We start from the raw sequence: 22,244 nt of genomic DNA on the forward strand, positions 1-22,244 counted from the left end.
ATGGCTGGATCAAAAATAACAAAAGACATCTTCGGAACGCTGCCGGACGGCCGCAACGTCGAGCGCATCGTGCTGCGCGGGGAGGGCGGGTTCGAAGCCCGCATCATCACCCATGGCGCGGTGATCCAGGCGCTCATCGTGCCGGACGCCAAAGGCGGTTACGACGACGTCGTGCTCGGCCATGACGCGTTCGCCGGTTATCTCGCCGAACGAAAGTTCTTCGGTGCCACCGTCGGCCGCTACGCCAACCGCATTGCCAACGGGCGATTTTCGCTGGACGGCGAAACGGTGCAGCTTCCGGTCAACAACGGTCCGAATGCGCTGCATGGCGGCCTCGACGGGTTCGATCGCAAGCTCTGGGAGATTGCCGCCATCGACGACGGCGCGGAGCCGGGCGTCACGCTCACCTATTCGAGTCCGCATGGCGAAGAAAATTATCCCGGCCGGCTCGACGTGCGCCTGACCTATCGCGTTACCGGCCCGGCCGAGCTGTCGTTGACGATGGAGGCGCGAGCCGACCGGCCGACCATTGTCAACCTGACCAATCACAGCTTCTTCAATCTGGAAGGCGCGACCTCAGGCACGCCCATTCTCGACCACAAGCTGACGGTCGCCGCCGAGCATTTCCTCGCCATCGATCCCACCGCCATTCCGTTGGCTGAGCCGCCGCGCGCGGTGGCCGGAACGCCGTTCGACTTCCGCGACGGCGTGGCCGTCGGCGCGCGCATCCGCGAGAGCGATCAGCAATTGCGGAACGGCAAGGGCTACGACCATACCTACTGTCTCGGGCGTGACGGCAAGCTTGCTTTCGCGGCCCGGCTGGAGGCGCCGCGTTCGGGGCGCATCATGGAGCTCCTGACCAATCAGCCCGGCCTTCAGGTCTATTCCGGCAACTATCTCGACGGCACGATTTCGAGCAAGGGCGGCAAGCTCATCCGGCAGTCGGATGCCATGTGTCTCGAGCCGCACATCTGGCCGGATGCGCCGAACCGGCCGGATTTTCCGAGCCCGCGCCTCAATCCCGGCGAGGTCTACCGCCATCACACGGTCTATCGCTTTGGAGTGAGGACGCCATGATGGAAGAGGTGCCGACCTCGGTTCTCTCGGACGATCCGTGCCATCTCGGCGAGGGGCCGACCTATGATTTGAGCACCGACACGGCCTGGTGGTTCGATATCCGCGAGGGGCGGCTGTTCGAGGCGCATCTCGGCAGCGGCAGCATTCGTGTCCACGCGCTCGGCCGGATGGCGAGCGGTCTCGGGCGCATCGACGCCGAGCGCCAGTTGATCGTCGCCGAAGACGGCCTCTACATCCGCAAGCTCGCCGACGGCGCGTTGACGCTGGTCTGTCCGCTTGAAGCCGACAATCCCGCGACGCGCTCCAACGATGCCCGTGTGCATCAGTCCGGCACGTTCTGGATCGGCACCATGGGCCGCAATGCGGAGGCAGGAGCAGGCGCGATCTACGCATTCCATCGCGGCAAGATTTCGATGCTGTTCCCCCGCATCACCATTCCCAATTCGATCTGCTTTTCACCTGATGGTGCGACCGGCTACTTCGCCGACACCGCGCGCGCCGTGCTCTACGCCGTTCCGCTTGATCCGGCCACCGGCTTGCCGCGAGGCGAGCCGGACGTTCTGCTGCGCCACACCGGCATCGGGGGCCTCGACGGCTCGGTGTGCGACGCCGACGGGCAGATCTGGAACGCCTGCTGGGGTGCGGGCCGGATCGATGTCTACTCTCCGCAAGGCGAGCGCCTGCGCTCGCTGCGCGTGCCGGCAAGGCAGTCGAGCTGCCCGGCCTTCGTCGGCCCTGATCTGTCGCGCCTCCTCGTCACGTCGGCCTGGCAGGATATGGACGCCGCGGCGCGCGCCGCCGATCCGCAAGCCGGCTGCACTTTCCTGTTGCAGGCATCCGCGCGTGGCCGCGCGGAGCCTGACGTCACGCTCGCATAGGAGGCTCGAAGCCGCACACGACCAACGTTCTCGACGAAACGAAGAAACAGTCTGACACCCAAGGGAGTAAAACATGCTGAAACTGAAGACGACATTCCTCGCGCTGGCGCTGGCCGGCGCAGCGACGATGGCCTCAGGCGTCACCGCCTCCGCCCAGGATAAGGCGACGGTCGGCATAGCCATGCCGACGAAATCGTCGGCGCGCTGGATCGACGACGGCAACAACATGGTCAAGGTGCTGAAGGAGCGCGGCTACAACACCGACCTGCAATATGCCGAGGACGACATCCCGAACCAGCTCTCGCAGGTCGAGAACATGGTAACCAAGGGTGCGAAAGCGCTGGTGATCGCCGCGATCGACGGCACCACGCTGTCCGACGTGCTCAAGCAGGCGAAAGCAAAAGGCATCACCGTGATCGCCTATGACCGCCTGATCCGCGGCACGCCGAACGTCGACTATTACGCGACCTTTGACAATTTCCAGGTCGGCGTGCTGCAGGCAGAATCGCTCGTGCAGGGGCTCGGCCTCAAGGACGGCAAGGGCCCATTCAACATCGAGCTGTTCGGCGGCTCGCCCGACGACAACAACGCCTACTTCTTCTACAACGGCGCGATGAGCGTGCTGAAGCCGTACATCGACAGCGGCAAGCTCGTCGTCGTCTCCGGCCAGATGGGCATGGACAAGGTCGCGACGCTCCGCTGGGACGGCGCCACCGCGCAGGCCCGCATGGACAATCTGCTCAGCGCCTACTACGGCAACAAGAAGGTCAACGCTGTGCTGTCGCCCTATGACGGCCTCTCGATCGGCATCATCTCATCGCTGAAGGGCGTCGGCTATGGCAGCGCCGGTCAGCCGATGCCTGTTATCTCGGGTCAGGATGCCGAGGTGCCCTCGATCAAGGCGATGCTGCGCGGCGATCAGTACTCGACCATCTTCAAGGACACCCGCGACCTCGCCAAGGTGACCGCCGACATGGTCGACGCCGCACTCGCCGGGAAGCAGGTCACCGTCAACGACACCAAGACCTACGAGAACGGCGCCAAGACGGTGCCGTCCTATCTCTTGAAGCCGGTCGTGGTCTACAAGGACAATTGGGAGAAGACTCTGGTCGACAGCGGCTACTACAAGAAGTCGCAGTTCCAGTAAGCTTCTTTCTTTCCCCTCTCCCCGCTTGCGGGGAGAGCCTCTTCTCCCTCTCCCCGCAAGCGGGGAGAGGTGAACTAGCAGCGATCGAGGGATGTGAAATCATGACCGCCATGCTGGAGATGCGCAACGTCAGCAAGAGCTTTTCAGGCGTGCAGGCTCTGCGTGACGTGAACTTCTCGGTCGAGGCCGGGCAGATCCACGCGCTTGTCGGCGAGAACGGTGCCGGCAAATCCACACTGATGAAAGTGCTCAGCGGCGTCTACCCGGCCGGCAGCTACGAGGGCACCATCGTCTTCGAGGGCGAGGAGCGCCGCTTCCGCGACATCAACGATTCCGAGGCGCTCGGCATCATCATCATCCACCAGGAGCTGGCGCTGATCCCGCTGATGTCGATCGCGGAGAACATCTTCCTGTCGCATCCGCCGTCAAAATTCGGCGTCATCGATCGCGACGAGGTCTACCGGCGCACGCGCGAGCTGCTCGCGCAGGTCGGCCTGAAGGAATCGCCGGATACGCTGATCACCGACCTCGGCGTCGGCAAGCAGCAGCTGGTAGAGATCGCGAAGGCGCTGTCCAAGCGGGTGCGGATGCTGATCCTGGACGAGCCGACCGCGAGCCTCAACGAGGCCGACAGCGCCGCGCTGCTCGAACGCCTGATGGCCTTCCGCGAGCAGGGCATCGGCTCGATCCTGATCTCGCACAAGCTCAACGAGGTGGCCAAGGTCGCCGACCACATCACCGTGCTGCGCGACGGCCGCACCGTCGACAGCATCGACTGCCGCAGCGAGCCGATCCAGGAAGACCGCATCATCCGCAGCATGGTCAACCGCGATCTCGCCCATCGCTTTCCCGAGCGCAGCGCGAAGATCGGCGCGCCTGTCCTGACCGTCGAGAACTGGTCGGTCTATCACCCCATTCATCCCGAGCGGCAGGTGATCAAGAACGTCAATTTCGGCGTGAAGCGCGGCGAGGTCGTCGGCATTGCCGGGCTGATGGGCGCCGGCCGCACCGAGTTTGCCATGAGCCTGTTCGGCCGCTCCTGGGGCACCACTATCAGCGGCCGGATCCGGCTCGAGGGCAGGGAGATCGTGCTGCCGAGCGTCGCGGCTGCGATCGACGCCGGCCTTGCCTATGTCACCGAGGACCGCAAGCAGCTGGGCTTGATCCTGGCCGATGACGTCCGCAAGAACATCACGCTCGCCAGCCTCGACCAGGTCGCACCCGGCCGGGTGATCGACGACATCGCCGAGCTGAAGGTTGCCAGCGACTACCGGAGCCGCATGCGCATCCGCTGCTCCGACGTGTACCAGGAGACCGGCCAGCTCTCCGGCGGCAACCAGCAGAAAGTGGTGCTGTCGAAATGGCTGATGACCGATCCCAAGGTCCTGATCCTGGACGAGCCGACCCGGGGCATCGATGTCGGTGCCAAATACGAGATTTACTGTATCATCAACGAGCTTGCGGAGGCCGGGCGCGGCGTTGTGGTGATCTCCTCGGAGATGCCCGAGCTGCTCGGTATCTGCGATCGCATCTGCGTCATGAACGACGGCGCCTTCGTCGGGGAGTTCAAGGGCGCAGAGGCGACGCAGGAGAAGATCATGCGCGCCATCATGCGCAACGAACGAAGCAACGGAAGCGGCGTGCCTGAGGCCGCGGAGATGGGAGGATTGCAGCCATGACCGACAAGACGGTGTCGCTGCCCGAGGAGCGCCGGACCGGCAGCTTCATCAAGAATAATTTGCGCAATTACGGCATGCTGATGTCGCTGATCGCGATCATGCTGTTCTTCCAGGTCATGACCGGCGGCACGCTGCTCCAGCCGCTCAACCTGACCAATCTGGTGCTCCAGAACAGCTACATCGTCATCATGGCGCTCGGCATGCTGCTTGTGATCGTCACCGGCCATATCGACCTCTCGGTGGGGTCGGTCGCGGGCTTCGTCGGTGCGGTCGCCGCTCTGCTGATGGTGACGTACAAGGTCGACTATACGCTCGCCTTCATCGCCTGCCTCGTGGTCGGCGCTGCAATCGGCGCGGCGCAGGGCTATTGGGTCGCCTATTTCAAGATACCGTCTTTCATCGTGACCCTGGCCGGCATGCTCGTGTTCAAGGGACTTGCGCTCGCGGTGTTGCAGGGGCAGTCGCTCGGGCCGTTTCCGCCGACCTTCCAGAAATTGTCGTCGGGCTTCATTCCGGAGTTCCTGCCCGAAGCGGGCACGCTGCATCCGACCTCGATGCTGATCGGCGCGGTGCTGGCGCTGGGGCTGGTCTATGCCAGCGCCAAGAGCCGCGCGCGGGAGCAGTCGCACGGGATCGAGGTCGAGCCTTACGCGTTCTTCCTTGGCAAGAGCGTGGTGCTGGCCTGCGCCGTGCTCTACTTCACCTACCTGATCGCGACCTATCGCGGCTTGCCGAACGTGCTGGTGATCATGAGCGCCTTGATCGCGCTCTACGGCTTCGTCACCCGCCGCACCGTGATCGGCCGGCAGATCTATGCCGTCGGCGGCAACGCCAAGGCGGCAAGCCTGTCGGGCATCAAGACCGAGCGGCTGACCTTCCTCACCTTCGTCAACATGGGCGTGCTCGCAGCCCTTGCCGGCCTCGTCTTTGCCGCGCGCCTCAATACCGCAACGCCCAAGGCCGGTCTCGGCTTCGAGCTTGACGTCATCGCCGCCTGCTTCATCGGCGGCGCCTCGGCCTATGGCGGGGTGGGGCGCGTCGGCGGCGCCGTGGTCGGCGCCATGATCATGGGCGTGATGAACAACGGCATGTCCATCCTCGGCATCGGCATCGACTATCAGCAGGTGATCAAGGGCCTGGTGCTGCTCGGCGCGGTGTGCATCGACGTGTATAACCAGCGGCGGTAGGCGCAAAATCACGTCGCGGGGAGGCTCTGGCGCCGCCCCGCCAGGCGACTACCATTTTCGTCAATTTCGATCACGGCATCGCGACCGGAACCGATGCCTCGCGATGACCATGATTTGGGGACTAGATCCGGGGGGGGCCGAGCAGGGCACGGGCAGGGCAGCACCAGTGGCGGCTCATATCCACGAGATGACAGACGATGAATTTGAGGGCCGGCTTCGCATCCTCTTGCGCATCGTTTCCGTCTGCACCCTCGGGCTAGGCTCCTTTGCTGCAGGTTTATTGATCGGGGCCTTTGTTCTGTTTTGAACGAGGCGATTCACGCCAGAGCCTCGGAACGAGAGGCGCCGGCGCGTCTTCTTGATCTAGATCAACCGATCGCCAATTCCGTGCTAATCTCATGTGGTCGACGCAAGGGACCACGGGGAACCTGAGTGACGAGTACAGTGAGGTCATCGCCGGCTTCGGAGGTGATGCTGGTCTCGACTTTGCCGGCGTTGCAGCTGATCTACGACACCGCCCCGATCGGGTTGGCCTGTCTGTCGCCGGACTGCCGCTATTTGCTGATCAACCAGCGTCTGACCGAGATCTGCGGCATATCCATCGAAGGCCATCTTGGACATACGGTCAGGGACTGCGTGCCGGCCCTGGCGGATTCCGTCGAGCAGATTGTGCGCTCGATCGTCGCGACGGGCGAGCCCGTGATCGGTATCGAGGTGGCGGGGCAGCGGGCCGATCAGGTCGAGGAGCGTTCTTGGGTCACTTATTGGCACCCGCTGCGAATGCCAGATGGCGAGATTGTCGCGGTCAACGTGGCGGCGGAGGAGATCACCGAACGCAAGCGCGCCGAGCGGGAGATTCGCAGCGCCAGGGACGCCGCTGAGACCGCGCTTCGCCATCTGCGCGATATCCAGGACACCTTGATCGAGGCGGAAAAGCTTGCGGCGCTCGGGCGCATGGTTGCCGGTGTCGCGCACGAGATCAACACGCCGCTCGGCAGCAGTCTGACGGTGGCATCGACGCTCCAGCGCAAGGCGGAGCAGTTCGCGGCGGAGGTCGCGCGGGGTAATCTCAAGCGCTCGACACTGACAGGGTTTCTGGAACTGGTCAGCGATGCGTCGGCGCAGCTGGTCACGAATCTCGGTCGCGCCGCCGAGCGGGTGCAATCCTTCAAGCAGGTGGCGGCCGACCAGACCGAGTCATTTCGGCGCAGCTTCGACGCAGGCGAGCTGACCGGCCAGGTTCTGTCGCAGTTCGAGCGGCAGTTGCGGGCGCGCGACATCGCGTTCAGCCTCCACTGCGAAACGAATCTCGCCATGGACAGCTATCCCGGGCCTTTCGGCCAAGTGCTCACCAACCTTGCGGTCAATGCGATGACGCACGCGTTCTCCGACGGTGAGACCGGAACGATCAACGTCTCGCTCCGTGCGGTCAATGATGACCACGTTGAGCTGCTGTTTGCCGATGACGGCTGCGGCATGGCTCCCGATGTGGAACGGCGGGCCTTCGACCCGTTCTTCACCACGCGCCGGCACGACGGCGCCAGCGGCCTCGGTTTGCATATCGTGCACAGCATCGTCGTCGACCGGCTGGGTGGGCAGCTCCGGCTCGAGAGCCTGCCCGGCGCGGGGACGCGGTTTCTGCTCATCCTGCCGAGAATGGCGCCCGACCGGCGATAGCGGATCGTTTCCTCATCGGTAGTGCCCGGCTACTGCGTCGTGAACAGCACCGTCGCGATCGCGACGGAGAGGCTCACCGCCGATACCGTCGCCACCATCGACAGCACGCCCATGCGCCGGAGCGCGATGGCGAAGGCGATGATGATGGGTGTCGCGGTCATTAGCCCGATCTGTGCATCGCTCATGTCATTGCTCACCGCTCTTTTCGAACCCTGAGTCTGTTCGTACCGCGCTCCGGCGAGCGGGACGTTGCGTCGGCGCAAACATCTCCGCCGGTGGCCCCCCAGTTTGTCCTGCGACAAATTCCGAACTGGACGGTTGAGCTAAGTCTGGCCGGTGTCCTGATCCGGAAAGACGATGTCTGCGGCCGATTGCGAACAACAGGGAACCGGCTGGGGAATCTTGGAAGATCTCCCCGGCGATCCCATGATCTGGGTGCTGATCTTCAGCGAGCTCGTCGCCTTCGGCCTGTTCCTCGGCGCCTTCGTCGTTGCCCGGGCGATCCATCCCGTTGTGTTCGCGGCGGGGCAGGCGGCGCTCAACGCGAATCTCGCCGGCCTCAACACAATCGTGCTGGTGACCAGCGGCTGGGCCGCGGCGAGGGCGACCAGATCTGCGCGCGCCAGTGAAAAGCGGGCATCGCGCCGCTGGCTACTGATTGCCATGGCGCTCGGCGGCTTCTTCATCGCCATCAAGCTCGCCGAATATGCCGAGGAGATCGGTCGCGGCGTTGGCCTCGAGACCAGCCCGTTCTTCACGCTCTACTTCCTCCTGACCGGCTTCCATCTCCTGCATGTCGGCCTCGGCATCATCCTCCTTGCCGTGGTCTGCCGCCGCGCCGAGATCTCGGGCGTCGAGACCGGCGCCGCCTTCTGGCACATGGTCGATCTGGTCTGGATCGTCATGTTCCCGATCCTCTATCTGGTGCGCTGATCATGCCCGGCCGTCTCGATATCACCTGGCTCGTGCTGATCGGCCTCGCGCTCGCGACGATCCTGCTTCCGCCGCTGATGCCGCGTCCGCTGCTCGCCAACGCACTTCTCCTGGTCCTTGCCGCCATCAAGGGCCGCCGCATTGCGCTTGATTTCATGGATCTCCGCGCGGCGCCGGCGCTCTGGCGCGGTCTGGTGAGCGCATGGATCGTCATCGTGGTGCTGGTTGCCTGGCTCGCCTCCGCCGTCATCGCATTGATCTGACGCCGCCAACGCAGCGCTCATTGCGCCCGGACAAAGACCCGACGGCACCAATCGGCAAGATACAGCATCACTGCTTCCTCACGACTGGACTCACAACGGAAAGGACTGGCAATGGCTGAACGCCTGACCAAGTCGGCGGCTCGAAACGTCTTCTACGGCGGCTCGGCCTTCTTCTTCGCCATCTTCATCGGGCTGACGGCGCACAGCCACTATTACATGGCCACGACCTCGACAGACGCGACGACGCTGACATCGTCGGTCGCGCGCGGCAAGCATGTCTGGGAGAGGAACTCCTGCATCAACTGCCACACCTTGCTGGGCGAGGGCGCCTATTTCGCCCCCGAAGTCGGCAATGTCTGGGATCGCTGGGGCGGCAATGAGGATCCGGCCGTTGCGCGCGAGACGTTGAAGGCCTGGATGCAATCGCAGCCCTCGGGCGCGGAGGGCCGGCGCCAGATGCCGCAGTTCAACCTCACCGACCAGGAGCTGAACGATCTCGCCGACTTCCTGCAATGGACCAGCAAGATCAAGCGCCAGGAGTGGCCGCCGAACAAGGCCGGCTGACGCCTTCCTCTTTCAGGGCCTTGCCTCTTTCAAGACCTTGCCTCTTTCAAGACAGAGAGAACCCGAAATGAAATATCAGACCCAGAAAGTCGCGATGCTGTATTTCTACGGCGCGCTGACGCTGTTCCTGGCGCAGGTCCTGTTTGGCCTGCTTGCTGGAACCATCTACGTCCTGCCCAACACGCTGTCGGTGCTGCTGCCGTTCAACATCGTCAGGATGATTCATACCAACGCGCTGATCGTGTGGTCGCTGATCGGCTTCATGGGCGCGACCTACTTCCTGCTGCCTGAGGAAACCGAGACCGAGCTTTACAGCCCGCTGCTCGCAAAGATCCAGTTCTGGATGTTCTTCGGCGCAGCCGGCGTGGCCGTGGTCGGCTATCTCTTCCACTACCACGAAGGCCGCGAATTCCTCGAGCAGCCCTTCATCATCAAGGTCGGCATCGTGGTCGTCTGCCTGATGTTCCTGTTCAACGTGACGATGACGGCGCTTAGGGGTCGCAAGACGACGGTCACCAACATTCTGTTGTTCGGCCTGTGGGGTGTTGCGATCTTCTTCCTGTTCGCCTTCTACAATCCGGCCAATCTCGCGGTCGACAAGATGTACTGGTGGTACGTCGTTCATCTCTGGGTCGAGGGCGTCTGGGAGCTGATTATGGCGTCCGTGCTCGCCTATCTGATGATCAAGCTCAACGGCATCGACCGCGAGGTGGTTGAGAAGTGGCTCTACGTCATCATCGGTCTTGCGCTGTTCTCAGGGATTCTCGGCACCGGCCACCACTTCTACTGGATCGGCGCGCCAGGCTACTGGCAGTGGATCGGCTCGCTGTTCTCCACGCTGGAGGTCGCGCCCTTCTTCACCATGGTGATCTTCACGGTGCAGATGACCTGGAAGGCCGGCCGCAAGCATCCGAACCGCGCCGCGCTGCTGTGGTCGGTTGGCTGCTCGGTGATGGCGTTCCTCGGCGCCGGTGTCTGGGGCTTCCTGCACACGCTGTCCTCAGTGAACTACTACACCCACGGCACGCAGGTCACCGCCGCACATGGCCATCTCGCCTTCTTCGGCGCCTATGTGATGCTGAACCTGTCGGTGATGGCTTATGCGATCCCGCAGATCAAGGGACGTGCGCCCTATAACCAGTGGCTCAGCATGACCAGCTTCTGGATCATGTGCACGGCGATGATGACCATGACTTTCGCGTTGACCTTTGCCGGCGTGATTCAGGTCCATCTCCAGCGCGTACTTGGCCAGAGTTACATGGACGTGCAGGACCAGCTTGCCTTCTTCTACTGGGTGCGGCTCGGCTCCGGCGTGTTCGTCGCGATCTCGGCATTGATGTTCGTCTGGGCGGTACTGGTGCCCGGTCGCGAGAAGCAGGCGACTATCCCAGGCGTGCTGCAACCGGCCGAATGAACGCGAAGGCGGCCGCGGAACGTCGTGGCCGCCTTCCCCAGATCTTTGGAGAAAGATTATGAAAGCAGCACTTCACACCCTGGCGCTGCCCGCGCCTGCAGCCGAGCTACCGGCCTATTTCGCAAGCGGCAACGAATGCGCGCTGTTCGAGCACGCCTGGCGGCATCAGCTCCCGGTCCTGCTGAAGGGACCGACCGGCTGCGGCAAAACGCGCTTCGTCGCCCACATGGCGGCACGGCTGGGATTGCCGCTTCACACCGTCGCCTGCCACGACGATCTCACCGCAGCCGATCTCACCGGCCGCTATCTGCTGAGGGGCGGCGACACCGTGTGGACCGACGGTCCGCTGACGCGCGCGGTGCGCGAGGGCGGCATCTGCTATCTCGACGAAGTCGTGGAGGCGCGCAAGGACGTCACGGTGGTGCTGCATCCGCTCACCGACGACCGCCGCATCCTGCCGCTGGAGCGCACCGGCGAGGAGCTGGTCGCGCCGAAGAGCTTCATGCTCGTGGTCTCCTACAATCCCGGTTACCAGACGCTGCTGAAGGCATTGAAGCCGTCGACGCGCCAACGATTCGTCGCCATCGAGTTCGGCTTCCTGCCGCCGGAGCAGGAGATCGCGGTGGTGGCGGCCGAGAGCGGGCTCGCGCCCGACTATGTGCGGCCGCTGGTCCTGCTGGCCGGCCGACTGCGCGCGCTGAAGGGACACGACCTGGAGGAGGGCGTTTCGACCCGTCTCGTCGTCTATTGCGCCACCCTGATTGCGGCCGGAGCCTCAATTACGGATGCGGTGCTGGCCGGCATGATCGAACCGCTCACCGATGACGCAGACGTCAAGGCGGCTCTGCTCGACGTCGCACGCGCCGTGATCTCCTGAGGGTGATGCGATGCTCGATTTCCTCGAGCTTGAAGAAACCGTCGGCCGCGCCTGGCATCGTCTGGTCGGCGGCACCGCGAGCTATCCGGCCCATGCCGAACACGCGGTGTCGCTCGCGGAGGTGCGCAGCCGGATCGCGATCATGTTCTGCGCGCTTGGCGGGGAGACGGGCGTGCAGATCGCGAGCGCGAGTGCCCGCCGGACTGGGCATCGGCTCGGATGGCGGCAGCGCATCGGGCTCGGCGACGAGCGGCTCGCGCAACCAGGGCGTGACGCCGCGACGATCTTCCTGCCTGACAACATCGCGATCTTCGCCGATCGCGGGCTGAATGCTGCGTTGTACCGGTGGCTGGCCGCGTGGTTTGCCTTTGCACCGGTCGAAGTGATCGCGGAGGCCGATCCGCTGCGGCGCGATCTGCTGACGCTGCGTCGGACCAGCGAAGTCGCGGTGCTTGTGCTGACGGAATGTCCCGGCCTTGCCGAGGACTACGCCCGGCTGGCCGCGGCCACGGCCATGGCGCGGCCGCACCGGCCTTTGCCGCGCGTCGAGCAGGACGTGGAGCAGATCGTGCTCGCTCTGCTCGGCGCCGATACGCCGCCGGTGGGAAAACTGTGGCCGGCGATGATGGGGACGGGGCCGCTGCCGGACAGGGCGCCGCCCGGCTATCGTTCGATCCTGCCATGCCCGCTCTGGGGCGATTGCTGGACACGCGAGCTGTCGCCCGCACCTGCGGGCGACGGCGCGTGCGTGCCGACCGCCGCGCCAGCGCCATCGGACGATCGCAAGCGTTTTGCCGTCCGCGAGCGCGAAGACGGTACCAATCGCCGCGATCCCTTCGTGCTCAATCGCTTTGAAAAGATCCTCGCGATGGCCGAGATGATCAATGTCGACCGCCCGGCTGACGACAGTGAGGACGAGGATGCGCAGAAGGCAGCCAACGACCTCGAGGAGATCACGCTCAGCCGCCGCAGCGGCAAGCCGGCGAGCCGGCTCAAATTCGATCTCGACCTGCCGCCGGAAGCCCTCGATGTATCGCCATTGAACGCGGACCTGAGCTATCCCGAATGGGATTATCGCAGCGGCTCCTATCTGCCCGATCATTGCCGCGTGCTCGCGGGTGCAGCCTCTGAGCTGGGTGAGGGCTGGACGCCTGATGACGCCATGCGTCGGCACATCCGCCAAGTGCGCCGCCGCTTCGAGGCGTTGCGGCCGCGTCATGAATTGATGCGCGCCCAAGCCGATGGCCACGACCTCGACCTCGACGCGCTCGTGCGCGCGCGGTGCGATCTCCGCGCCGGAAGTGGCGGGGGCGGTCTCGATCGGGTCCATGTGGCGATGCGACCGGGAGGGGACGATCTTGCCGTCACGCTGCTGGTGGACGTCTCGCTCTCGACGGATGCGTGGGTCGACGGTTATCGGGTGCTCGACGTCGAGAAGGAGGCGTTGCTGGTGCTTGCGCACGGCCTGTCGGCCTGCGGCGATCACCACAGCATCCTCACCTTCACCTCGCGCCGGCGTTCCTGGGTGCGGCTCGAAGCGGTCAAGGCCTTCGGCGAGCCGATGAGTGGCGCGATCGAGCGCCGGATCGGCGCGCTGAAGCCTGGCTATTACACACGGATCGGTGCGGCGGTACGTCACGCCTCGGCCGAGCTGGCGCGCCAGCCGCAGCGCAAAAAGTTGCTGCTCGTCCTCACCGACGGCAAGCCGAACGACGTCGATCATTACGAGGGGCGCTTTGCGGTCGAGGACACCCGCAAATCCGTGCAGGAGGCGCGGCGGCTCGGCATCGCGGTCTTCGGCGTGACGGTCGATGCGACGGCGCAATCCTACGTCCCGACGCTGTTCGGCCGCAGCGGCTACGCCATCGTCGGCAACATCCGCCGCTTGCCTGAGGCATTGCCGGCGATCTATCGACAGGTCGCCCATTGACCCCGGCGAACCCGCATATGTCCTCCACCGGGTGAACTATTGCTCAAAGCATGAGTATATGATCGAATGGCCGGATGTACCGAAGCCGGCACAGGCCCGATCTCGTCATCTTCGACTGCGACGGCGTGCTCGTCGACAGCGAACTCTTGAGCTGCCAGTGCTTGGTAGACGAGCTGTCCGGATTTGGGATTTCGCTGACACTCGCGCAGGCGCTCGAGCTGTTTCTCGGACGAAGCACGAGCGCGGTCACGCAGCACTATCGCGAACTCGGCCAGGCGGTGCCGGCCGATTTTCCCGTCCGGCTGAAGACGCGCGTACTGACCGCCTTCGAGAAGGCGCTCCATCCGATTCCCGATGCGGATACCGTCCTGTCCGGACTCCGCGTGCCGAGTTGCGTGGCCTCGTCGAGTGATCTCGACCGCGTCGCGCTGTCGCTGAGGGTGACCGGTCTCGCGCCCCATTTCGGCGACCGGATCTACACGGCGCAGATGGTCACGCACGGCAAGCCCGCGCCGGATCTCTTTCTCCACGCGGCGGAGAAAATGGGCGCGCTGCCTGCGCGCACACTGGTGATCGAGGACAGCGTCAGTGGCGTGCTGGCCGCGAAGGCTGCCGGCATGACCGTCTGGGGATTTGTCGGCGGCAGCCATTATCGCGGGCGCGACGGGCAGGCTATATTGTGCCGTGCCGGGGCCGATCGGGTCTTCGCGCGCATGAGCGATTTCTGGGAGGCATAGGCCGCCATGGCCGTCGAGAACGAAAAGTCCAGACTCGACGATGCCGCGCGTGCCGGCTGGCTCTATTTCATTGCCGGTCACACCCAGGACGAGATCGCAAAGATGCTTCAGGTCTCGCGGGCCTCCGCGCAGCGGCTGGTCTCGCTGTGCCTGGCCGAGCGTCTCATCACCTTCCGTCTCGAACATCCCATCGCCGCCTGCATGGAACTGGCGGCACGCCTGAAGGCGCGCTTCGACCTCAGCCATTGCGAGGTGGTGCCGGCCGATCCTGCCGCGCCGCAGGCCACGGCGGGCATCGCCGAGCGCTGCGCCAATCTGCTGGATTCGACGTTGCGGTCGGAAACGCCCGTCATCGTCGCGCTCGGCACGGGGCGGGCGGTGCGCGCCGCGGTCGAGCGCGTGACGCCGATCGACCGGCCCAACCATCAGATCGTCTCGCTGGTCGGCAACATCTCCGCTGACGGTTCGGCGAGCTTCTACGACACTGTCGGCCGGCTCGCCGACCGCACCGGTGCGCGGCACTACCCGATGCCGCTGCCGTTCCTGATGTCGTCGGAGGACGAGCGCAACAAGATGGTGCGGATCGAGCCGATCGCCAAGGTCAAGGCGGTCGCGGCCAAGGCGGACTTGCGCCTCGTCGGCATCGGTCAGATGGACCAGAAGGCGCAAATCCACATCGACGGCTTCGTCACCCGCGACGAATTGTTCGAGATGATGCGGCAGGGGGCGATCGGCGAAATCACCGGCTGGGCCTATGATTCCAAGGGCCGCTTGCTCAAGGCCGGCACCAACAAGCGCCTCACCAGCATTCCGCCGGAGGTGCCGGCGAAGACCACAACGATCGGCGCCGCGGTCGGTGCGGCCAAGGTGCCGGCGATCGCAGCCGCGCTGAACGGGCACCTGATCAACGGCCTGATCACGGACGAGGCGACGGCAAGGGCGATTTTGGAGCGGTAGGGCGGGCGCTACAGCCACTTGCGCCAATGTCATCATCCGCGAAAGCGGATGATCCAGTACGCCGCGGCCTATCCGGAGCAAAACCAACCCACGATACGGAGTACTGGATGCCCCGCTTTCGCGGGGCATGACAGCCGTGGGCGAGGCAACATCTTCATCCCCTCCCGCACCGCAGCACTCATAAGTTGCGGGAACGTCCGCGCGCCTGCTTGACAAGCGCTGCACCTCGTCCGAACATACGCCCAACGCGTGGGCATATGCTCAGAAGCGCGATCTTAGGGAGGTCACCGTGAAACACGTCCTCGGCGCCGTCTGCGGCGCGTCTTGCCTGTTGCTGGCCGTCCCTGTGATGGCCGAAACGACCCTGACCATCGCCACCGTCAACAATGGCGACATGATCCGCATGCAGGGGCTGACCAGCGAATTCACCAAGAAAAATCCAGACATCACCGTCAAATGGGTGACGCTGGAGGAGAACGTGCTGCGCCAGCGCGTCACCACCGACATCGCCACCAAGGGCGGCCAGTTCGACGTCCTCACCATCGGCACTTACGAGGTGCCGATCTGGGCCAAGAAGGGCTGGCTGGTGCCGCTTGCCAATCTCGGCGCCGATTACGACGTCGCCGACCTGCTGCCGAAGATCAGGGACGCGGTCTCCGTCGACGGCAAGCTCTACGCCGCGCCGTTTTATGGCGAGAGCTCGATGGTGATGTATCGCACCGACCTGTTCGAGAAGGCCGGCCTGAAGATGCCGGAAAAGCCGACCTGGGATTTCGTCATCGACGCCGCCAAGAAGCTCACTGACAAGAGCGCCGGCACCTACGGCATCTGTCTCCGCGGCAAGGCCGGCTGGGGCGAGAACATGGCGTTCCTGTCGGCGATGGCCAATTCCTACGGCGCGCGCTGGTTCGACGAGAAGTGGGAGCCGCAGTTCAACACGCCGGAATGGAAGACGACGCTCACGACCTACGTCAATCTGATGAAGGAGGCCGGCCCTCCCGGCGCGAGCTCGAACGGCTTCAACGAGAATCTGGCGCTGTTCAACGCCGGCAAGTGCGGTATGTGGATCGACGCGACAGTGGCGGCGTCCTTCGTCACCAATCCGAAGGAGTCCAAGGTCGCCGACAAGGTCGGCTTTGCGCTGGCGCCGAACACTGGGCTCGGCAAGAACGCCAACTGGCTGTGGGCCTGGAGCCTCGCGATCCCCGCCGGCTCCAAGAAGACGGAAGCCGCCGAAAAGTTCATCGCCTGGGCCACCAGCAAGGACTACACCAAGCTCGTGGCGTCGAAGGAGGGCTGGGCCAACGTGCCGCCGGGCACACGGACCTCGCTCTACCAGAACGAGGACTATCTGAAAGTCGCGCCGTTCGCGAAGCTGACGCTGGCCTCGATTGATGCGGCCGACCCGAACAAGGCCACCGTGAAGCCGGTGCCTTACGTCGGCGTGCAATACGCGGCGATCCCCGAATTCCAGGGCATCGGCACGCAGGTGGGCCAGCAATTCTCCGCCGCGCTCGCGGGATCGATGACGGTCGATGCCGCGCTTACCGCGGCGCAGTCCGCCACCGAGCGCGAGATGAAGCGCGCCGGCTACATCAAGTAGACCCGAGCTCTCCCTGAGCTCACACTTGCGGCCATCCACCAGCCAGCCCCGGACGGATGGCCGCCTTCTTTCTCCAGCGGAGAGGCCAAGAATGGCAACCCGGCAGACGCAGTTCCTTGCGCGGTCGCTTCTGACCCCGGCCGTCGGGCTCCTGTTCATCTGGATGATCGTCCCGCTGGCGCTGACGATCTATTTCTCGACCCTGCATTACAGCCTGCTCGATCCCGGCTCCGAGGCGTTCGTCGGCCTGGAGAATTTCCGCTACTTCCTCACCGATCCCGCCTTCCTCGCTTCGCTCCGGAACACGCTGGTGCTGGTCGGCTCGGTGCTGGCGCTGACGATCCTGCTCGGCATCCCCCTCGCGGTGCTGCTCGATCAACCCGTGATCGGCCTCAACATCGTGCGGCTGATGGTGATCGCACCGTTCTTCGTGATGCCGACGGTGAGCGCGCTGGTCTGGAAGAACCTCTTGATGCATCCGGTGTCCGGCCTGTTCGCCTGGCTCGCCAAGGTATTCGGGCTGACGCCGATCGACTGGTTCACTGACGCGCCGCTGCTCGCGGTGATCCTGATCGTCGCCTGGCAATGGCTGCCGTTCGCGACGCTGATCCTGCTCACCGCGCTGCAATCGCTCGACGAGGAGCAGAAGGAGGCGGCCGAGATGGACGGCGCCAGCGCGCTCTCGGCCTTCATCTACATCACGCTGCCGCATCTGGCGCGTCCCATCACAGTGGTGATCTTGATCGAGACCATCTTCCTGCTCACGGTGTTCGCCGAGATCTACGTTACCACCGGCGGTGGTCCCGGACTGTCGACCACCAACATCGCCTTCCTGATCTATTCGCAGGCGCTGATCCAGTTCGATGTCGGCAGTGCCTCCGCCGGCGGCCTCGTTGCTGTTGTGATCGCCAACATCGTCGCCTTCTTCCTCGTCCGCATCGTCGGCCGCAACCTGGAGGCATGAGAGCATGGCGCGGATGGCGACGACGCAGCGGGTGGTGGTATCGACGATCGGGGCGTGGTTCTTCGGCTTCCTGATCTTCTTCCCGATCCTCTGGATGGTGCTGGCGAGCTTCAAGACTGAGCTCGAGGCTTTCGCGATTCCGCCGTCCTTCCTGTTCTTCCACTGGACCACGGAAAACTACGCCACCGTACAGGAGCGCAGCGACTATCTGCATCACGCGCTGAACTCGATCATCATCGCCGGCGGCTCGACGCTCATTGCGCTGTTGATCGCGATCCCCGCGGCCTGGTCGATGGCGTTCTCCCCGACCAAACGCACCAAGGACATCCTGCTCTGGATGCTCTCGACCAAGATGATGCCGCCGGTAGGCGTGCTGGTGCCGATCTATCTGATCTTCAAGACCTTCGGCCTGCTCGATTCCCGCGCTGGACTGATCTTCATCCTCTGCCTCGGTAACTTACCGATCGTGATCTGGATGCTCTTTACCTACTTCAAGGAGATCCCGCGCGACATCCTCGAAGCCGCGCGCATGGACGGCGCCACCATCGGCCGCGAGCTCATCTACGTCCTGACGCCGATGGCGATCCCGGGCCTCGCCTCGACCATGTTGCTCAATCTGATCCTGGCCTGGAACGAGGCGTTCTGGACGCTCAACCTGACGACCTCGAACGCCGCGCCGCTCACCACGTTCATCGCCTCCTATTCGAGCCCGGAAGGGCTGTTCTGGGCAAAACTGTCGGCGGCCTCGACGCTGGCGATCGCGCCCATTCTCGTCCTCGGTTGGTTCAGCCAGAAGCAGCTCGTACGCGGGCTCACCTTCGGCGCGGTGAAGTAAAGGGGCCGGCGGATCATGGGTCAGATCACACTTCAAGACGTGCAGAAATCCTTCGGTCCCGTGCACATCATCAAGGGCGCCGATCTCGACATCGCCGACGGCTCCTTCGTGGTGTTCGTCGGTCCCTCGGGCTGCGGCAAGACCACGCTGCTGCGGCTGATCGCCGGGCTCGAGGACGTCTCAGGCGGCAAGATCCTGATCGACGGCAAGAACGTCGTCGACACGCCGCCGGCCAAGCGCGGGCTGTCGATGGTGTTTCAGTCCTATGCGCTCTATCCGCACATGAGCGTGCGCGGCAACATCGGCTTCGGCCTCAAGATGGCCGGTCTCTCCAAGGACGAGACCAACCGCAAGGTCGAGGCGGCGGCGGCGACGCTGAACCTGACGCCCTATCTCGACCGCAAGCCGCGCGAGCTCTCCGGCGGCCAGCGCCAGCGCGTCGCGATCGGCCGCGCCATCGTCCGCGAGCCCAAGGCGTTCCTGTTCGACGAGCCGCTGTCCAACCTGGATGCGGCCTTGCGCGTGCAGATGCGGATAGAAGTCACGCGGCTCCAGAAGCAGCTCGGTACCACCGCGATCTACGTCACCCACGATCAGGTCGAGGCCATGACCATGGCGGACAAGATCGTCGTGCTCAACGGCGGCAAGATCGAGCAATACGGCTCGCCGCTGGAGCTCTATGAGCGGCCCGCCAATCTCTTCGTCGCCGGCTTCATCGGCTCGCCGAAGATGAACTTCGTCACTGGCGAGCACGCCTTGCAGAAGGGTGCGGCGACGATCGGCGTGCGGCCGGAGCATCTCAAGATCGAGCGCGACGGCGCCGGCGGCTGGCAGGGAACGATCGCGGTCGCCGAGCATCTGGGCAGCGACACCTTCCTTTATGTCGATGCCGGACCGCTCGGCATGCTGACGGCGCGCTACATCGGCGAATTGAGCCTGCATGCCGGCGACCACGTGTCGCTGGTGCCGGATCCCGCGCGCATCCATCGCTTCGACGAGAGCGGCAACGCGCTTCGGGGCTGACAAGAAACGGCAAGAGACGGCAAGAAACGGAAAGACCACCATGTACCTCGAAAAATTCAAGCTGAGCGGCAAGACCGCGTTCATCACCGGCGGCGGGCAAGGCATTGGCCTCGCCTGCGCGGAAGCGCTGGCCGAAGCCGGCGCGAGGGTCATCATCGGCGACCGCGACAGCAAGGTCGCCGACAGCGCGAAGGCCAGCCTGAAGGCGAAGGGTTTTGACATCGAGACGGCCATCATGGACGTCACCGACACGAAGCGCGTGGCGGAGGTCGCGGCCGACCTCGTCGCCCGCCACGGCAAGGTCGACATCCTCGTCAACAATGCCGGCATCGCCCGCAGCGAGACGCCGGCCGAGACCGTCACCGACGAGCACTGGCTCAACGTCATCGACGTCAATCTCAACGGCACCTTCTGGTGCTGCCGCGAATTCGGCAAGCACATGCTGAAGGCCAAGAGCGGTGCCATCGTCAATGTCGGCTCGATGTCGGGCTTCATCGTCAACAAGCCGCAGGAGCAGTGCTTCTACAACGCCTCCAAGGCCGGCGTGCACCATTTGACCAAGTCGCTGGCCGCCGAATGGGGCGCGCGCGGCGTCCGCGTCAACGCGGTGGCGCCGACCTATATCGACACGCCGCTCAACGCTTTCGTGAAAAGCACCCCGAAAATGTATGACGCCTGGATCGGCGGAACCCCGATGGCGCGGATGGGGCAGGTCGAGGAGATCGCCTCCGTCGTGCTGTTCCTGGCCTCGGAGGCCGCGAGCCTGATGACCGGCAGCATCGTGCTGGTAGATGGCGGCTACACTTGCTGGTAGGCTTACGTCAAAACTGACGAGAGCGACCGGGAGCGACAATGCCGCGAGCGTATATCGGCGTCGACGTGGGGACCACGAGCACGCGGGCAGGGGTGTTTGACGAGGCCGGCACCCTCCTTGCCACCGCCAAGCATCCGATCCGGATCTGGCACGAGGCCGGCGACATCGTCGAGCAATCGTCGTCCGACATCTGGGACGCCTGCGTAAAGTCGGTGCGGACAGCGATGGCGGAGGCTGCCATCGCGCCCGACAGCATCGGCGGCATCGGTTTCGACGCCACCTGTTCGCTGGTCGTCCTCGATCGGCAAGGCGAGCCGGTCACCGTCAGTGCCTCCGGCGACCGCCAGCGCAATGTCATCGTCTGGATGGACCATCGCGCCACGGCCGAGGCACGGCTGATCAACGAGACCGGGGACGCGGTGCTGCGTTATGTCGGCGGCTCGATCTCGCCCGAGATGGAGATGCCGAAGCTGCTTTGGCTGAAGCGGCACATGCGCGCGAGCTTCGATGCCGCCGGTCATTTCTTCGATCTGGCAGATTATCTGACCTGGCGCGCGACCGGCTCGCTGCAGCGCTCGACCTGCACGGTCACCTGCAAGTGGAACTACCTCGCACACGACGGCGGCGGCTGGAGCGCCCCGTTCTTCAAACGCATCGGCCTCTCCGACTTCGTCAGCGAGAAGTATGCCCGCATCGGCACCGAGATCGTCGCGCCCGGCACGCGGCTCGGCGAAGGCCTCACCCGAGCTGCAGCTGCGGAGCTCGGCCTGTCGCCGGGCACGCCGGTCGGCGCCTCGCTGATCGATGCGCACGCCGGCGGCATCGGCGCGATCGGCGGACGCGACGGATCGGCCGGAACGAGCGATGTCAGCGACCGCCTCGCCTACATCATGGGAACGTCGGCCTGCATCATGGCGACGACGAAGGAGCCGTGCTTCGTGCCCGGCGTATGGGGCCCTTATTATTCCGGCATGGTGCCGGACTTCTGGCTCAACGAAGGCGGCCAGTCGGCTGCGGGCGCGGCGATCGACCATCTCCTCAAGTCGCATCCCGGCCATGTCGAGGCGAGCGCGGCGGCGCGGAGCGAGGGCGTCGACCTCATCGAGTACCTCGAGCGGCGCATCATCGCGCGCGCCGGTGACGCCAGCCGCGCCGCGCTGCTCGCGCGCGACGTCCATGTGCTTCCCGAATTCATCGGCAACCGCTCGCCCTACGCCGACCCCGACACCCGCGCGGTGATCGCGGGCCTCGATCTCGACAGCGACGTTGGTGCGATGGAGCGGCTGTTCGTCGCCGGCCTCTGCGGTCTGGCTTATGGACTCGCCGAGGTGATCGAGGCTTTTGCCGCGCATGGCGTCCATTCCAGCATCATGATCATGGGCGGCGGCGCGAGCCGCAGCCCGCTGGTGCGGCAGATCATGGCGGATACCACCGGTCTCACCGTCGCGCTGCCGCAAACGAAAGAACCCGTTCTGCTGGGCGCCGCGATGCTCGGCGCGGTGGCCGGTGGCGCCTATGCCTCGATCGGCGAGACCATGGCGAAGATGTCGGCGCTGGGACGGAAGAGCGCGCCGACCGCGCCCGGCATGGCCGCGTTTCATGCTCGCAAGCGCGAGGTCTACAAGCTGCTGCGCGAGGTCGATCGCGGCAGCCGTGCCGCAATGCGCGACATCGCCAGAGGTTGA

At 64.7% G+C, this 22,244-nt stretch carries 21 protein-coding genes; 20 read left to right on the forward strand and 1 reads right to left on the reverse strand.

What is annotated here, in order from left to right; translation table 11 throughout:
* From J4G43_RS18480 to J4G43_RS18505, 6 genes are all read left to right on the forward strand, one after another.
* The gene (locus J4G43_RS18480; protein WP_208085853.1) at positions 1-1,077 is read left to right on the forward strand and encodes an aldose epimerase family protein; all 1,077 of its coding nucleotides are present in this window, start codon (positions 1-3) and stop codon (positions 1,075-1,077) included.
* A complete protein-coding gene (locus tag J4G43_RS18485; RefSeq protein WP_208089351.1) occupies positions 1,077-1,955 on the forward strand; it encodes an SMP-30/gluconolactonase/LRE family protein in 879 nt (292 codons plus the stop codon). The genes J4G43_RS18480 and J4G43_RS18485 overlap by 1 nt, the downstream gene beginning before the upstream one ends.
* 73 nt (positions 1,956-2,028) lie before the next feature.
* Entirely contained in the window at positions 2,029-3,102 is a 1,074-nt protein-coding gene (chvE, locus tag J4G43_RS18490; protein WP_063984479.1) for a multiple monosaccharide ABC transporter substrate-binding protein, read from the forward strand.
* 101 nt (positions 3,103-3,203) lie between these two features.
* Positions 3,204-4,781 carry a multiple monosaccharide ABC transporter ATP-binding protein gene (gene mmsA / locus J4G43_RS18495; RefSeq protein WP_208085854.1) on the forward strand — a complete coding sequence of 526 codons (1,578 nt, stop codon included), beginning with the start codon at positions 3,204-3,206 and terminating at the stop codon, positions 4,779-4,781.
* On the forward strand, positions 4,778-5,968 hold the full coding sequence (mmsB, locus tag J4G43_RS18500; RefSeq protein WP_063984477.1) for a multiple monosaccharide ABC transporter permease: 1,191 nt from the start codon (positions 4,778-4,780) through the stop codon (positions 5,966-5,968). The genes mmsA and mmsB overlap by 4 nt, the downstream gene beginning before the upstream one ends.
* 471 nt (positions 5,969-6,439) lie before the next feature.
* On the forward strand, positions 6,440-7,645 hold the full coding sequence (locus J4G43_RS18505) for a sensor histidine kinase (protein WP_208085855.1): 1,206 nt from the start codon (positions 6,440-6,442) through the stop codon (positions 7,643-7,645).
* Between the two features lie 29 nt (positions 7,646-7,674).
* Here the strand turns inward: J4G43_RS18505 and J4G43_RS18510 are convergent, their stop codons facing one another.
* A complete protein-coding gene (locus tag J4G43_RS18510) occupies positions 7,675-7,830 on the reverse strand; it encodes a hypothetical protein (RefSeq protein WP_208085856.1) in 156 nt (51 codons plus the stop codon).
* A gap of 172 nt (positions 7,831-8,002) precedes the next feature.
* Between J4G43_RS18510 and J4G43_RS18515 the strand changes: the two genes are divergently transcribed.
* From J4G43_RS18515 to J4G43_RS18580, 14 genes are all read left to right on the forward strand, one after another.
* Entirely contained in the window at positions 8,003-8,578 is a 576-nt protein-coding gene (locus J4G43_RS18515) for a cytochrome c oxidase subunit 3 family protein (RefSeq protein WP_208085857.1), read from the forward strand.
* 2 nt (positions 8,579-8,580) lie between these two features.
* Positions 8,581-8,841 carry a cytochrome C oxidase subunit IV family protein gene (locus J4G43_RS18520; RefSeq protein WP_208085858.1) on the forward strand — a complete coding sequence of 87 codons (261 nt, stop codon included), beginning with the start codon at positions 8,581-8,583 and terminating at the stop codon, positions 8,839-8,841.
* A gap of 111 nt (positions 8,842-8,952) precedes the next feature.
* A complete protein-coding gene (locus J4G43_RS18525; RefSeq protein WP_208085859.1) occupies positions 8,953-9,405 on the forward strand; it encodes a c-type cytochrome in 453 nt (150 codons plus the stop codon).
* A 67-nt stretch (positions 9,406-9,472) separates the two neighbouring features.
* Complete coding sequence (locus tag J4G43_RS18530; protein ID WP_208085860.1) at positions 9,473-10,819, forward strand: cbb3-type cytochrome c oxidase subunit I; 1,347 nt, start codon at positions 9,473-9,475, stop codon at positions 10,817-10,819.
* Positions 10,820-10,877: 58 nt separating this feature from the next.
* Positions 10,878-11,696, forward strand: coding sequence for a CbbQ/NirQ/NorQ/GpvN family protein (locus tag J4G43_RS18535; RefSeq protein WP_208085861.1), 819 nt, complete (start codon positions 10,878-10,880; stop codon positions 11,694-11,696).
* 10 nt (positions 11,697-11,706) lie between these two features.
* The gene (locus J4G43_RS18540) at positions 11,707-13,626 is read left to right on the forward strand and encodes a nitric oxide reductase activation protein NorD (RefSeq protein ID WP_208085862.1); all 1,920 of its coding nucleotides are present in this window, start codon (positions 11,707-11,709) and stop codon (positions 13,624-13,626) included.
* A gap of 74 nt (positions 13,627-13,700) precedes the next feature.
* A complete protein-coding gene (locus J4G43_RS18545) occupies positions 13,701-14,363 on the forward strand; it encodes an HAD family hydrolase (RefSeq protein WP_208085863.1) in 663 nt (220 codons plus the stop codon).
* A 6-nt stretch (positions 14,364-14,369) separates the two neighbouring features.
* Positions 14,370-15,320 (forward strand): sugar-binding transcriptional regulator, encoded by a 951-nt coding sequence (locus J4G43_RS18550; RefSeq protein ID WP_014496591.1) that lies wholly within the window; start codon positions 14,370-14,372, stop codon positions 15,318-15,320.
* A 349-nt stretch (positions 15,321-15,669) separates the two neighbouring features.
* Entirely contained in the window at positions 15,670-16,923 is a 1,254-nt protein-coding gene (locus J4G43_RS18555; RefSeq protein ID WP_210387597.1) for an ABC transporter substrate-binding protein, read from the forward strand.
* A gap of 91 nt (positions 16,924-17,014) precedes the next feature.
* Positions 17,015-17,887 (forward strand): carbohydrate ABC transporter permease, encoded by an 873-nt coding sequence (locus J4G43_RS18560; protein ID WP_063984466.1) that lies wholly within the window; start codon positions 17,015-17,017, stop codon positions 17,885-17,887.
* 4 nt (positions 17,888-17,891) lie between these two features.
* Complete coding sequence (locus J4G43_RS18565; RefSeq protein WP_208085865.1) at positions 17,892-18,722, forward strand: carbohydrate ABC transporter permease; 831 nt, start codon at positions 17,892-17,894, stop codon at positions 18,720-18,722.
* Between the two features lie 15 nt (positions 18,723-18,737).
* The gene (locus tag J4G43_RS18570) at positions 18,738-19,745 is read left to right on the forward strand and encodes an ABC transporter ATP-binding protein (RefSeq protein WP_071915494.1); all 1,008 of its coding nucleotides are present in this window, start codon (positions 18,738-18,740) and stop codon (positions 19,743-19,745) included.
* A 40-nt stretch (positions 19,746-19,785) separates the two neighbouring features.
* Positions 19,786-20,559, forward strand: coding sequence for an SDR family NAD(P)-dependent oxidoreductase (locus J4G43_RS18575; protein ID WP_208085866.1), 774 nt, complete (start codon positions 19,786-19,788; stop codon positions 20,557-20,559).
* Between the two features lie 38 nt (positions 20,560-20,597).
* Positions 20,598-22,244, forward strand: a complete 1,647-nt coding sequence (locus tag J4G43_RS18580; RefSeq protein ID WP_208085867.1) for an FGGY-family carbohydrate kinase — start codon at positions 20,598-20,600, stop codon at positions 22,242-22,244.

It is taken from the genome of Bradyrhizobium barranii subsp. barranii, assembly GCF_017565645.3.
Taxonomy (GTDB): domain Bacteria; phylum Pseudomonadota; class Alphaproteobacteria; order Rhizobiales; family Xanthobacteraceae; genus Bradyrhizobium; species Bradyrhizobium barranii.